The sequence below is a fragment of the Dellaglioa sp. CoH-55-MRSF-7 genome (assembly GCF_056782235.1).
Genome location: NZ_JBXAYI010000002.1, coordinates 228,850 through 241,539, shown reverse-complemented (window position 1 = coordinate 241,539; position 12,690 = coordinate 228,850). Strand labels below are relative to the sequence as shown.

Annotated in this window: 16 protein-coding genes; all 16 read left to right on the top strand. The window is 33.4% G+C overall.

Features of this window, described 5'->3' with window-relative positions:
• Window positions 1–3: 3 nt before the first annotated feature.
• Window positions 4–333 (top strand): ribosomal-processing cysteine protease Prp, encoded by a 330-nt coding sequence (locus tag AC1RPU_RS02975; RefSeq protein ID WP_409022633.1) that lies wholly within the window; start codon window positions 4–6, stop codon window positions 331–333.
• Between the two features lie 23 nt (window positions 334–356).
• Entirely contained in the window at window positions 357–644 is a 288-nt protein-coding gene (rpmA, locus tag AC1RPU_RS02970) for a 50S ribosomal protein L27 (RefSeq protein ID WP_083478911.1), read from the top strand.
• A 72-nt stretch (window positions 645–716) separates the two neighbouring features.
• Window positions 717–1,778, top strand: a complete 1,062-nt coding sequence (locus tag AC1RPU_RS02965; RefSeq protein WP_481761243.1) for a M24 family metallopeptidase — start codon at window positions 717–719, stop codon at window positions 1,776–1,778.
• A gap of 81 nt (window positions 1,779–1,859) precedes the next feature.
• Window positions 1,860–2,420, top strand: coding sequence for an elongation factor P (gene efp / locus AC1RPU_RS02960; RefSeq protein WP_409022631.1), 561 nt, complete (start codon window positions 1,860–1,862; stop codon window positions 2,418–2,420).
• Between the two features lie 19 nt (window positions 2,421–2,439).
• Entirely contained in the window at window positions 2,440–2,871 is a 432-nt protein-coding gene (locus tag AC1RPU_RS02955; RefSeq protein ID WP_409022630.1) for an Asp23/Gls24 family envelope stress response protein, read from the top strand.
• A gap of 8 nt (window positions 2,872–2,879) precedes the next feature.
• Window positions 2,880–3,317: a transcription antitermination factor NusB gene (nusB, locus tag AC1RPU_RS02950; protein WP_409022798.1), complete on the top strand. Its 438-nt coding sequence runs from the start codon at window positions 2,880–2,882 to the stop codon at window positions 3,315–3,317.
• A gap of 106 nt (window positions 3,318–3,423) precedes the next feature.
• Window positions 3,424–4,275 carry a bifunctional methylenetetrahydrofolate dehydrogenase/methenyltetrahydrofolate cyclohydrolase FolD gene (folD, locus tag AC1RPU_RS02945; protein WP_481761244.1) on the top strand — a complete coding sequence of 284 codons (852 nt, stop codon included), beginning with the start codon at window positions 3,424–3,426 and terminating at the stop codon, window positions 4,273–4,275.
• A complete protein-coding gene (gene xseA / locus AC1RPU_RS02940; RefSeq protein ID WP_481761245.1) occupies window positions 4,268–5,608 on the top strand; it encodes an exodeoxyribonuclease VII large subunit in 1,341 nt (446 codons plus the stop codon). The genes folD and xseA overlap by 8 nt, the downstream gene beginning before the upstream one ends.
• A gap of 3 nt (window positions 5,609–5,611) precedes the next feature.
• Window positions 5,612–5,845, top strand: coding sequence for an exodeoxyribonuclease VII small subunit (locus AC1RPU_RS02935; RefSeq protein ID WP_409022627.1), 234 nt, complete (start codon window positions 5,612–5,614; stop codon window positions 5,843–5,845).
• Window positions 5,838–6,725 carry a polyprenyl synthetase family protein gene (locus AC1RPU_RS02930; protein ID WP_481761246.1) on the top strand — a complete coding sequence of 296 codons (888 nt, stop codon included), beginning with the start codon at window positions 5,838–5,840 and terminating at the stop codon, window positions 6,723–6,725. The genes AC1RPU_RS02935 and AC1RPU_RS02930 overlap by 8 nt, the downstream gene beginning before the upstream one ends.
• Window positions 6,726–6,733: 8 nt before the next feature.
• Window positions 6,734–7,558: a TlyA family RNA methyltransferase gene (locus tag AC1RPU_RS02925; protein WP_481761247.1), complete on the top strand. Its 825-nt coding sequence runs from the start codon at window positions 6,734–6,736 to the stop codon at window positions 7,556–7,558.
• 89 nt (window positions 7,559–7,647) lie between these two features.
• Entirely contained in the window at window positions 7,648–8,103 is a 456-nt protein-coding gene (locus tag AC1RPU_RS02920; protein ID WP_481761248.1) for an arginine repressor, read from the top strand.
• Between the two features lie 58 nt (window positions 8,104–8,161).
• Entirely contained in the window at window positions 8,162–9,838 is a 1,677-nt protein-coding gene (gene recN / locus AC1RPU_RS02915; RefSeq protein WP_481761249.1) for a DNA repair protein RecN, read from the top strand.
• Window positions 9,839–9,900: 62 nt separating this feature from the next.
• Window positions 9,901–11,112: a betaine/proline/choline family ABC transporter ATP-binding protein gene (locus AC1RPU_RS02910; protein WP_481761250.1), complete on the top strand. Its 1,212-nt coding sequence runs from the start codon at window positions 9,901–9,903 to the stop codon at window positions 11,110–11,112.
• 2 nt (window positions 11,113–11,114) lie between these two features.
• Window positions 11,115–11,744: an ABC transporter permease gene (locus tag AC1RPU_RS02905; protein ID WP_481761251.1), complete on the top strand. Its 630-nt coding sequence runs from the start codon at window positions 11,115–11,117 to the stop codon at window positions 11,742–11,744.
• A gap of 24 nt (window positions 11,745–11,768) precedes the next feature.
• Window positions 11,769–12,689, top strand: a complete 921-nt coding sequence (locus AC1RPU_RS02900; protein ID WP_481761403.1) for an osmoprotectant ABC transporter substrate-binding protein — start codon at window positions 11,769–11,771, stop codon at window positions 12,687–12,689.
• Window position 12,690: the final 1 nt, after the last annotated feature.

Here is a 12,690-nt window from a genome sequence, read left to right as displayed (position 1 = left end):
AGTATGATACGTGCAGTTATTTCTCGGAGAGATGCCAAAATCATCGATGCGTTTGAAATAACAGGGCATGCTGATTCTGGTGAATATGGTCAAGATATTGTGTGTGCTGCGGTTTCGGTATTGACTATCAATACAGTTAATAGTTTGACCGAACTTGCTAAACTTAATCCTGATGTTGAGATGGATGAAGATAATGGTGGATTAATGAAAGTTAAACTATCAGAATCTGAGTTAAACGATGCTACAGGACAGTTATTTTTAGAAAGTTTAGTTTTAGGACTACAGTCAATTGAGCAAAACTATCAAGATTACATTAAATTAACACTTAAATAATAAGACTATAACAAGGAGGTGCATTGATTATGTTAATGAATTTACAATTTTTCTCACATAAAAAAGGTGGGGGTTCTACTTCTAATGGCCGTGATTCTGTCGGTAGACGTTTAGGCTCAAAAAGAGCTGACGGACAAGAAGTAACAGGTGGTTCAATTCTTTATCGTCAACGTGGAACACGTATTTATCCTGGTGTTAACGTTGGTAAAGGTGGAGATGATACTTTGTTTGCTAAAGTCGATGGTATCGTTCGCTTCGAACGTAAAGGCCGCGATAAGAAACAAGTCTCTGTATACCCTGTAGCTGAATAATAATAACTCAAAGGAAACCTCTTCATTTTATGATAGAGATTTCCTTTTTTTGTACATAAAAGGAGTGTTTAAATGAATTTTGATAGAATTAAACAATTACAATCAACTTTTGAGAAACTCTCGATTGATGCATTTCTAGTGACGGATACGACAAACATATTTTATTTAAGTGGTTTTGAAGGTGATGGTGTATTGTTAATTACTGATACACAACAATTTTTAATCACTGACCTAAGATTTGAATTGGCACTAGAAAATCATGATAAAAAATTAGAAATAAAATTTACGCGTGATTATCTGGGTGCTGTATCTGACATAATTAGTGAAAAAGGATTAACAGTTATGGGATTTGAATCATCAATATCATTTTTAGAGTATGATCAATTAGATGAAATCCTTGTTAGTGATTTGGTGCCATTTACTAATATTGTTGACGAATTACGACGTGTTAAAGATAAGGATGAGCAGATAAAATTAATAAAAGCAGGAAAATTAGCTGATGAAGCTTTCAATTATATTGTGTCGACGATTGAAGTTGGTCAAACAGAAATTGAAATTGCTAATCGGCTAGATAGTTATATCAAAAATTTAGGTACTATGAGTGAATCTTTTGAAACAATTGTAGCAAGCGGTATTCATTCAACATGGCCACATGCAACGGTTTCAAAACGAAAGATTCAAGACCAGGATCTGATTACGATAGATTTTGGCTATTATTACGAGAACTATACATTTGATGTCACAAGGACCATCGCCGTGGGATCGATATCTGATGAATTAAAACATATCTACGAGTCTGTTTTAACGACACAAGAACGAGTGATTTCATTAATTAAACCGGGAATAAAATTAAGTGAATTAGCTAGAGTTGCTAATGAAACAATCGCCGATGCAGGATATGGTAAATATTTTAATCATGGGATTGGGCATGGAATTGGCCTATCAATTCATGAATTACCTAATATTAAATTGGATGATTCAAACAGTGTTTTGCAAGCAGGCGACGTCATTACAATTGAACCAGGGATTTATGTACCAAACCTTAGTGGGGTTCGAATTGAGGATGATATTTTAGTGACTGAGAATGGCTATCAAATGTTAACGAATTCTTCTAAAAAATTAATGATAATATAGACTTTAACTTGCTTTTATATGTCCATTATTGCTATTATTAGAACTATGAGATACACGAGATAGTAGGAGGAATATTATATTATGATGTCCGTTAATGAATTTAAAAATGGTGTTACAATCGAAGTTGATGGTGATTTATGGCGTGTTGTTGAATTTCAACATGTTAAACCGGGTAAAGGTTCTGCTTTTGTTCGATCAAAACTAAAGAATCTCCGTACAGGTGCTGCTCAAGAAAAAACATTCCGTGCTGGTGAAAAAGTTCAAAAAGCACAAATTGATAATAAAAAAATGCAATATCTTTATGCTGATGGTAACAACTATGTATTTATGGATATGGATACATATGAACAATTAGAATTACCAGAAGAACGCGTGCATGAACAATTAAATTATTTGAAAGAAAACTTAATTGTTAATGTTATTATGTTTGGCACTGAAACACTTGGTGTTGACGTTCCTAATACAGTTGAATTAAAAGTAGCATCAACTGAAGCGGGTATTAAAGGTAATACACAATCTGGTGGAACTAAACCTGCTGTTCTTGAAACAGGATTAGTTGTACAAGTGCCATTCTTCGTTAATGAAGATGAAATGTTAATTATTAATACACAAGATGGCACATATATTTCCAGAGCACAATAAATCGACGGAGGTTAAACTTATGGCTGAAGAAACAAATATTGTTTTAAAAAGTACTGAACCTTCTTTGGGTGACATTAAGATTGCACCTGAAGTTATTGAAATTATTGTTGGAATTGCTGCTAACCAAATTGATGGTGTTTACTCAATGCGTGGGACAATTGCTAAAAATTTAACTGAATTATTTGGCCGTAAAAAGTCACTGGGTAAGGGTGTTAAACTTGATTTAACAGATGACCAGTTGAATATTGATGTTTTTGTTTACCTTGATTACGGTGTATCTGTTCCTAAGGTTGCATTAGTGATGCAAGAAAAGATTAAACAACAATTACTATTTATGACAGGTTTAGAAATTATTGAAGTAAATGTTCATGTTGAAGGGGTTATTCCTGAAAAGGAAGCCGATAAGATAGATACTGACGATTTATTTTCAGAAAAAGATGGTGAAAATTAGTGAGTGTAATAGTAACTAGACATACGATTCGCGAAAAAGCATTTCAAGCATTATTTGCGTTAAATTCTAACCCAGATGGTGATAGAGAGGCTATTTATCGTGAATTGTTAGAAGTTCCTGATGAAGAGTCGGCTGTAATTCCACCTTATTTAGAAGCATTAGTTTCAGGTGTTAGTGATAAACAAGCTGAGATAGATTCTGTTATTGAAGAAAATCTAACATCACGCTGGAAACTATCACGCTTAAACAATACGGATTTAATTATTTTGAGATTAGCTATTTACGAAATGAAATACGTAGATGATGTTCCTGCTAAGGTAGCATTGAATGAAGCTTTAGAAATTGCTAAAGAATTTAGTGATGATGAATCAAGAAAATTTGTTAATGGTGTGTTAGATCCAGTTGTTGAAAAAATGCCTGTTGATATTGAAAAAACAAATGAATAATAATGATTGAGAAGTGTTGCATTTTTTGCGACACTTTTTTTTTAGAAATGAATACCTTAAATATGATAAAATGTAAGAAGTAAAAATGGAATAGAGGTGCTAAATTATGGCTAAATTAATTGATGGTAAAAAATTGGCACAAATAACGACGGATAATTTAAAATCTGAGATAGAAGCTTTAAAGAAAAAGAATGTCTTTCCTACATTAGCTGTTATTGTAGTTGGAGAAAATCCAGCAAGTAAAATATATGTTAAGAATAAGCATCGAATTGCTGAATCTATTGGGATAAAATCGATTGTTAAAAGATTACCTGATACGATATCAGAAAAAGAGTTGCTAAATCTCATTAATGACTATAATGATAATTCAGATATTAATGGCATATTAGTACAGTTACCTTTACCGAACCAAATTGATGAAAAAAAGATAACCGAAGCTATTAAACCAGAAAAAGATGTTGATGGATTTCATCCGATAAATATTGGACGATTAGCCATGAATGATCCACTAGCAATTCCATGTACACCACTGGGAATTATGAGAATGTTTAACGCATACAATATTGATTTAGACGGTAAAAATGCAGTTGTTGTTGGCCGCAGTAATATTGTGGGTAAACCAATGGCGGCGTTACTTTTAAACGCTAATGCAACAGTAACGATAACGCATAGTCATACGGAAAATTTATCAGAGATAACTAAACAGGCTGATATTTTAGTCGTTGCAATTGGTCAAGCAAACTTTATTAAAAAAACCGATGTGAAACAAGGTGCTGTAGTCATCGATGTCGGGATGAACCGCTTAGATAGTGGTAAGTTAGCGGGAGATGTCGATAAGGAAGTTGCAGAGGTTGCAGGATATCTGACACCAGTACCAAAAGGGGTTGGACCTATGACGATTGCAATGTTGATGGAACAAACAATTGAATTAACAAAACGGAGTGTTGGCATTGAATAAAGATAATTATTTATCAGTTACATCATTAACAACATATTTGAAGAAAAAATTTGATGCTGATCCTTATCTTGGGACCGTTTATTTAACTGGCGAAATTTCAAATTTAAGACCTCGACCTAATGCGCATCAATATTTTAGTTTAAAAGATGATCATGCTAAAATTAGCGCAATTATGTTCCGTTCAGCTTTTGATAAAATAAAATTTAAACCAGAAGATGGCATGAAAGTTTTAGTTATGGGCCGTATATCTTTATATGAAGCGACAGGTAACTATCAAATATATATTGAGCGAATGGAACCTGATGGTGTTGGTGCGTTATATCAAGCCTATGAGCAGTTAAAAAATAAGCTACAAGCTGAAGGATTATTTTCAGCACCAAAACAGGCATTGGTTAAATATCCTAAACGAATTGCTGTGATTACAAGTCCTTCAGGGGCTGTCATTAAAGATATTATGACAACCGTTAAAAGACGTTACCCGATTGCTCAATTAGTTTTATTTCCTGCGATTGTACAAGGTGACAAAGCAGCTAATGATTTAGTTAAGCGGTTAAAACAAATTAACGAATTAGGCCATTTTGACACGATTATTATTGGTCGAGGCGGTGGCTCAATTGAAGATTTATGGCCATTTAATGAAGAATCTGTTGCAAGGGAAATATTTGCTAGCCAGATTCCAATTATTTCTTCAGTTGGACATGAGACAGACACAACCATTGCTGATTTAGTGGCCGATGTTCGGGCAGCAACGCCAACAGCAGCAGCAGAATTAGCTGTCCCTGTTTACGCCGATGAATTAATTAAGATTAATCAATTAAAATTGAGACTATTACAAGTAACACAAAATATTTTAAGTTTAAGAAGACAACAATTAGATAAGATTCAACAATCATATGTTTTTCAACAACCTAATCGGTTATATGAGGGTTACCTTCAAAACTTAGACAATTTAGCACAACGCTTAATGCAAGTAACAAAACAAATTATCACAATTAAGAAACAACAATTTGAACAAGCTAATGGTCAGTTGCGCTATCAAAATCCGCAACAATTGGTTAGTCAACTGCAAGATCAAGTAAAACAACAAAACAAACAGTTACATCAATTAATGACCTACTTACTTGAAACAAAGAAACAACAGGTTGGCGAAAAAATAAATGCGCTTGATTTATTAAGTCCATTGAAGATTATGGGACGAGGATACAGTTACGTATCTATGGAAGATAAAATTATTAAAAGTATTAATTCAGTGAATATAGATGATAACGTCGTGTTACACCTTACAGATGGTAAAGCATATGCAAAAATTGAAAAAGTTGAAAAAGGAGAATAAAAAATGGCTGAAAAAAAAGCGACATTTGAAGATAACTTAGTAGAACTTGAAAAAATTGTAACAGAACTAGAACAAGGTGATGTTCCTTTAGAAAAAGCATTAACCCAATTTCAAAACGGTGTTAAGTTGAGCTCAAAATTGCAAAAAACATTGGAAAATGCTGAAAAAACATTAACCAGTGTCATGAATGATTCTGGTGAAGAAGTGCCATTCGAACAAGGCTTAGAAAATGAGTAACTTAACTAAATTTTCTGATATCGTATTACCAGAATTTAATCAAATTATGTTGAATCAATTACAGGCTTTAGACACTGAAAAAAAGTTAAAAGAATCGATGACTTATTCAGTTGAAGCGGGTGGTAAACGTATTAGACCACTAATCATTTTTGTTATTTGTCAAATGCTTAATCGTAAACTTGATAAGTCAGTTTATTCTATTGCTGGTGCATTAGAATTAATTCATACCTATTCATTAATTCATGATGATTTGCCTGCGATGGATGATGATAATTTAAGACGTGGTAAACCAACAAACCATATTATTTTTGGTGAAAGCATGGCAATTTTAGCTGGTGATGCACTAAATACATTAGCCTTTGAATGGATCAGTAACGCAGAGTTGCCTGATTCACAAAAGGTATTACTAATGGGTCAACTAGCTAGGTTAGCTGGCCCAGAGGGAATGGTTGGCGGTCAAGTTGCCGATATTGAAGGTGAACAAAAAGAGTTATCATTAGCGCAGTTGAAACAGGTGCATAAGCGTAAAACGGGTGATTTAATTGAATTTTCAGTTTACGCAGGTAGCATACTTGGAAAAGCGACTGACCAACAGCACGTAGCGTTTATGGCATATGGACGTCATTTTGGGTTAGCTTTTCAAATCTATGATGATATTATGGATGTCGTTGGGACATCTGAAGAGATGGGCAAGGCTGTTCATAAAGACAATCAAGAAAATAAAAATACGTATCCTGGACTAATGGGAATTGATCAAGCTTATAGGATGCTCGAAGAAGTAACCAATCAAGCTAAAGATGCTATTCAAACGCTTAAGCAAACAGGGTTGGAGACAGAGTATTTGGAAGAATTGTTACATTACTTTAAATTAAAAAATTAGGAGTCACTATGAAAAAAGAGCGCATTGATGTTTTATTAGTTAAACAAGGGTTATTTGAAACTCGTGAACAGGCCAAACGTGCAGTTATGGCTGGTGAAATTCTGGGTGAGAATGAAGAACGATTGGATAAACCAGGTGTTAAAATTTCTGAAGAAACTGTGCTTCATTTTAAAGGTAAAAAATTACCTTATGTGAGCCGCGGTGGACTTAAATTAGAAAAAGCCCTTAAAGTATTTGATGCAACCGTTCAGGATAAAACGGTCTTAGACATTGGATCATCAACCGGTGGCTTTACCGATGTTGCTTTACAAAATGGCGCAAAATTAAGTTATGCGTTAGATGTTGGTACCAATCAATTAGTTTGGAAATTACGACAAGATCCAAGAGTTGTTGTGATGGAAAATACTAACTTCAGATATAGTAAAAAAGAAGATTTTGAATTTGGACAACCCAATTTTGCAACAATAGATGTATCGTTTATTTCATTACATCTTATTTTACCTGCATTAAAGAAAATTATTACTGAAAATGGGGATGTTGTGGCATTAATAAAACCCCAATTTGAAGCAGGAAAAGAAAATGTTGGAAAACATGGTATTGTACGAGATGAAAAGATTCATCGTCAAGTGCTCGAAGACATTGTTCAATTTTCTATTTCCACTGGATTTAATGTTGCGGATTTAAGCTACTCACCAATTAAGGGTGGCGAAGGTAATATTGAATTTTTAATTCATTTAAAGTCTGCGATAAATGAAATTGGCGAGATTTCGGATAAGGTTAGTATCGATGGCGTATTAACTGCTGCATACGATAACCTGAATGCCGTTAAATAAGGATTTAAAGTGAAGTTCTTTAATAATAATTGAAATTACGTTATACTAACTCTATGGGTGGTAGAGGTTATCGGGTGAGGGGGACTTTAATGAAAAAGCAAGAACGGCAACGTTATGTTCGTGAATTATTGAAGAACAATAATATTGATAAGCAGGAAGATTTTGTGAGTTTGCTTAAAAAACAAGGGATTACAGTCACACAAGCAACTATTTCTAGAGATATTAAAGAAATGCAATTAATTAAAGTGCCATCTGCTGATGGAACTTACAGTTATAATTTACCTGTTCAAAAAAAATTGAATACAGAAAAAAAATTAACTAAAACGTTAAAAGATGCTTTTATATCAACTGATGTTCAAAATGAAATGTGTCTCGTTAAGGTGACGCCAGGAAGTGGTCCAGCAATCGTATCTTTAATTGAACAAATGAATTATTCATTTGTTTTTGGTACTTTAGGCGGAGATGGATCAGCTCTAATTATCTGTCACTCGAACAAAGATGCGTTAAAGTTAAGTAAAATTTTAAATGAGATTGTAACTGAATAGATAGAAATAAAATCTGTGACATTTGTTTCAGATTTTTTCTATTAAAGGGGTGAAAAAAATGTTACAAGAATTGACAATAAAAGATTTTGCCATTATTGATTCTTTGAATATCGATTTCATGGCTAATATGACAGTTTTAACAGGTGAAACTGGTGCGGGTAAATCCATTATCATTGATGCTTTGGGCCTCTTATCAGGTGGTAGAGGGTCCCAAGAATTTATTAGAAAAGATGCAAAAAAAATGGTGCTACAAGGACTCTTTATGCCAACTGAAAACTCAAATACGTTAACGAAGTTGGACCAATTAGGTATTGGCCATGATGATAACTCTGTGATTTTACAACGTGAAATACATAGATCTGGTAAAAATATTTGTCGCATAAACGGTATGTTGGTTAACACGAGTACACTAAAATCAATTGGTGAAACGTTAGTTGATATTCATGGCCAAAATGAACATCAAGAATTAATGCAACAGGATAAGCATTTGGGCATGTTAGATGAATATATTAAAAATGATATTCAAACACTGAAGCATAGTTATCAAGAAGCATTTGAATACTATCAAAACCTAAATAAGTTACAAATAAAAAGACAAACAAATCAAAACGAATGGGCACAACGATTAGATATGTTACATTTTCAAAAAGATGAAATTGAAAGTGCAGATTTAATTGAAAATGAAGAAGACATATTAAGCGCTGAAAAAGAACGTCTAGAAAATTTTCAAACTATTAATCAGTCACTGGATGCAAGTTACCAAGCGTTATCGGGTGATGATGAAAATACAGTTGACCATGTTGGTGTTGCAATGTCTAACATGCTAAAAATTGATAATTTAGATAGTGAATATAAAGACTTAGCAGAACGGTTGTCGTCAGCCTATTATATGCTGCAGGATGCATCTAGTGACCTATTGCGTCAGTTAGACTCCCTGGAATGGGATGAGCAACGATTAAATGAGATTGAAAATAGGCTTGAATTAATTGTACAATTAAAACACAAATATGGTGATTCTGTTGAAAAAATATTAGCTTATTTGAGTCTTATATCTGAAGAATTAATTGAAATGGAAGCAACTGAAGGTAATGCAGATGATTTAGATAATCAAGTTAATTTAGCTAGAAAAGAAGCCCATAAATTGGCTGATAAATTAACTAATGTTCGAAAAAAAGCAGCCATCATTCTACAAAAAGAAGTGCATAAACAGTTAAGTGAGTTGTATATGGACAAAGCCGTTTTTGAAGTTAAATTTGATTCACTCAATCAGTTAAATAGTACCGGACAAGATAAAGTTGAATTTTATATTCAAACAAATGTTGGGGAAACAATGGGGCCATTAGCTAAGATTGCTTCTGGTGGTGAACTTTCTCGAATGATGTTAGCGTTAAAGACAATTTTTTCTAGGACGCAAGGTGTCACAAGTATTATATTTGATGAAGTTGATACAGGAGTTAGTGGACGTGTTGCCCAGGCAATTGCTGAAAAAATTAATCAAATTGCCCAACAATCACAAGTTCTATGTATCACACATTTGCCACAGGTTGCTGCAATTAGCGAGCACCATTACTTTATAGCTAAAGAAGTGATTTGTGAACGTACAGAAACATCTATTAAATTGTTATCTAAGGAAGATCGTATTCAAGAAATTGCTCGAATGCTTGCCGGTTCTGAGATTACACCTTTAACTGTTAAACATGCTGAAGAATTACTAAATACGGCACAAAAAAAATAATTAAAACCAAGGTACTACTATGAATAGATGATTGGTTAGTTATAAAAAAGGAGAGTACTAATATGCTTAAGTTTGATAAAATATCAAAAATTTATAAAGGTAATAAAGCTGTAGATAATTTTAATTTGGAAGTTCAAGATGGTGAATTCATTTGTTTCATCGGAACATCTGGTTCAGGTAAAACAACTACTATGAGAATGATTAACCGTATGTTGACACAAACAGAAGGTACAATCACTATTGATGGTAAAGATATAGCCAAAATGGATCCCGTTAAATTACGTCGTAAAATCGGATATGTTATTCAAAATATTGGTTTAATGCCACATATGACTATTCGTGAAAATATTACATTAGTACCAAAATTATTAAAATGGCCTGAAGAAAAAAGAGATGAACGCGCTAAAGAAATGATTAAATTAGTTGAACTACCAGAATCATATTTAGACCGTTACCCATCTGAACTTTCTGGTGGGCAACAACAAAGAATCGGAGTTGTCAGAGCTTTAGCTGCTGATCAAGATATTATCTTGATGGATGAACCTTTTGGTGCGCTTGATCCTATTACTAGAGAAGCTTTACAAGATTTAGTTAAAGATTTACAAGAACGTTTAGGTAAGACATTCGTTTTTGTTACTCATGATATGGATGAAGCTTTAAAATTAGCAACACGAATTGTTGTTATGTCTGAAGGAAAGATTGTTCAAGCAGATACACCCGATAATATTTTGAAAAATCCAGCAAATAAATTTGTTGAAAACTTGATTGGTCAAGATAGACTTATCCAAGCTCGTCCAAGTATTACAACTGTTGGTCAAGTTATGTTAGCTAACCCAGTTTCAATTACACCAGGTAAGTCATTAGTAACAGCTATTCGTTTAATGCATGATCGTCGAGTTGATACGTTGTTAGTTACTGATGATGCTGGTATTTTAAAGGGTTATATTGATATTGAAAGCTTAGATTATAGTTTCAATACATCAAGTAGTGTCAGCGATATTATGAACAAAGATATTTTCTATGTTAAAGAAGATTCATTAGTTCGTGATACTGTTGAACGTATTTTAAAACGTGGATTTAAAAATGTACCTGTTATTAATAAAGATGGTATATTAGTCGGAATTGTAACCCGCGCTACCCTAGTTGATATTGTTTATGATGCACTTTGGGGTGATGAAAATAGTGCTTCTCATGAAGAAGTAACTAAAATAATGACGTCAGACTCAGGTACAGATACCGATGAAACTAGCCCAAGTTCAACGAAGGAGGGTTAATAATGACTTCATTTTTACAAGAATATGGGGCAATGATTGTCTCAAAATTATGGGAACATATTGAAATTTCAGGAATGGCATTATTTTTTGGAGTAGCAATAGCTGTTCCTTTAGGAATTTTACTAACAAGATTACCTAAGACAGCCAATATTGTAATTGCAATTGCTAGTATGTTGCAAACAATTCCTGCTTTAGCTTTACTAGCCATGATGATTCCTTTATTTGGGATTGGTAAGTTACCAGCTGTTGTAGCATTATTTATCTATTCGTTGTTACCAATATTAAGAAATACGTATATTGGTATTAAAGAAGTGGATCCAGTGTTAAAAGACGCTGCTAAAGGGATGGGTATGACTAATTTGCAGTCGATTCTGCAAGTTGAATTAGTTATGGCATCTCAGGTTATTATGTCTGGAATTCGTTTAGCTGCAACTTATGTAATTGCTTGGGCAACATTAGCTTCATATATTGGTGCTGGTGGCTTAGGGGATATGATTTTTAATGGATTAAATTTGTATCAACCAAAATTAATTTTAGGCGGTACAATTCCAGTTATCTTATTAGCCTTACTAGTTGATTTTATACTTGGACAGGTTGAAAAAAAGGTAGCACCAAAAACAACAAGAAATTAAGGAGGCTTTAACATGAAAATTACGATGAAAAAAATACTTGTTAGCTTAAGCCTTCTGTTTGCCGGTGTGAGTCTATCAAGTTGTGGGTTTCCTGGTTTAACAGGTGGCTCTGAATCGACAATTAAAATTGTCGCACAATCAACGACGGAATCTCAAATTATTGGATCAATGCTACAACAATTGATTGAACATGAATCAGATAATCAAGTAGAACTGATAAATAATTTAGGTTCTGGTACATTAAGTTTTAATGCACTCAAAAACGGTGATGCAGATATATCATCTGCTAGATATACAGGAACTGACTTAAGTGCGGTATTAAATAAACCAGTAGAAAAAGATACCGTTAAAGCTAATAAAATAGTTAAAGATGGATTCGAAAATAGATTCCAAATGAAATGGTTTGATAGTTTAGGTTTTGCTGATACTTATGCATTTATGGTTACAAAAGAGACAGCTAAAAAGTACAATTTAAACACAGTATCTGATTTAAGAAAAATTGAATCTAAATTAACAGTCGGTGTTGATGCCAACTGGATTAGCCGTGTAGGTGATGGTTACGATGGTTTCCAAAAAGAATATAATATTAAATTTGGTAACATTTATCCTATGCAGATTGGATTAGTCTATAGCGCTTTGGCAAAGGGTAAAATGGATGTTGTTCTTGGATATTCAACTGATGGCCGAATTAAGAGTTATGATCTGAAAATTTTGAAGGATGATCGTCACTTCTTCCCACCATATTCAGCAAGCCTTGTTGCAAATGATTCTATCTTGAAGGAACATCCTGAATTAACACCGCTTATTGATCGACTTAAAAACAAAATTAATTTATCAACAATGCAATCATTAAATTACAAAGTTGATAATGATTTTTACGAACCAGCAGTAGTTGCAAAACAATTCTTAGAAGAACATCATTACTTCGAAAAGGCGGGTGATTAAT

Bases quoted from the DNA above. Each gene is read 5' to 3' on its own strand.
- AC1RPU_RS02975 (WP_409022633.1), top strand. From the start codon at position 4: ATGATACGTGCAGTTATTTCTCGGAGAGATGCCAAAATCATCGATGCG.
- AC1RPU_RS02965 (WP_481761243.1), top strand. From the start codon at position 717: ATGAATTTTGATAGAATTAAACAATTACAATCAACTTTTGAGAAACTC.
- efp (WP_409022631.1), top strand. From the start codon at position 1,860: ATGATGTCCGTTAATGAATTTAAAAATGGTGTTACAATCGAAGTTGAT.
- AC1RPU_RS02955 (WP_409022630.1), top strand. From the start codon at position 2,440: ATGGCTGAAGAAACAAATATTGTTTTAAAAAGTACTGAACCTTCTTTG.
- folD (WP_481761244.1), top strand. From the start codon at position 3,424: ATGGCTAAATTAATTGATGGTAAAAAATTGGCACAAATAACGACGGAT.
- AC1RPU_RS02935 (WP_409022627.1), top strand. From the start codon at position 5,612: ATGGCTGAAAAAAAAGCGACATTTGAAGATAACTTAGTAGAACTTGAA.
- AC1RPU_RS02930 (WP_481761246.1), top strand. From the start codon at position 5,838: ATGAGTAACTTAACTAAATTTTCTGATATCGTATTACCAGAATTTAAT.
- AC1RPU_RS02925 (WP_481761247.1), top strand. From the start codon at position 6,734: ATGAAAAAAGAGCGCATTGATGTTTTATTAGTTAAACAAGGGTTATTT.
- AC1RPU_RS02920 (WP_481761248.1), top strand. From the start codon at position 7,648: ATGAAAAAGCAAGAACGGCAACGTTATGTTCGTGAATTATTGAAGAAC.
- recN (WP_481761249.1), top strand. From the start codon at position 8,162: ATGTTACAAGAATTGACAATAAAAGATTTTGCCATTATTGATTCTTTG.
- AC1RPU_RS02910 (WP_481761250.1), top strand. From the start codon at position 9,901: ATGCTTAAGTTTGATAAAATATCAAAAATTTATAAAGGTAATAAAGCT.
- AC1RPU_RS02905 (WP_481761251.1), top strand. From the start codon at position 11,115: ATGACTTCATTTTTACAAGAATATGGGGCAATGATTGTCTCAAAATTA.
- AC1RPU_RS02900 (WP_481761403.1), top strand. From the start codon at position 11,769: ATGAAAAAAATACTTGTTAGCTTAAGCCTTCTGTTTGCCGGTGTGAGT.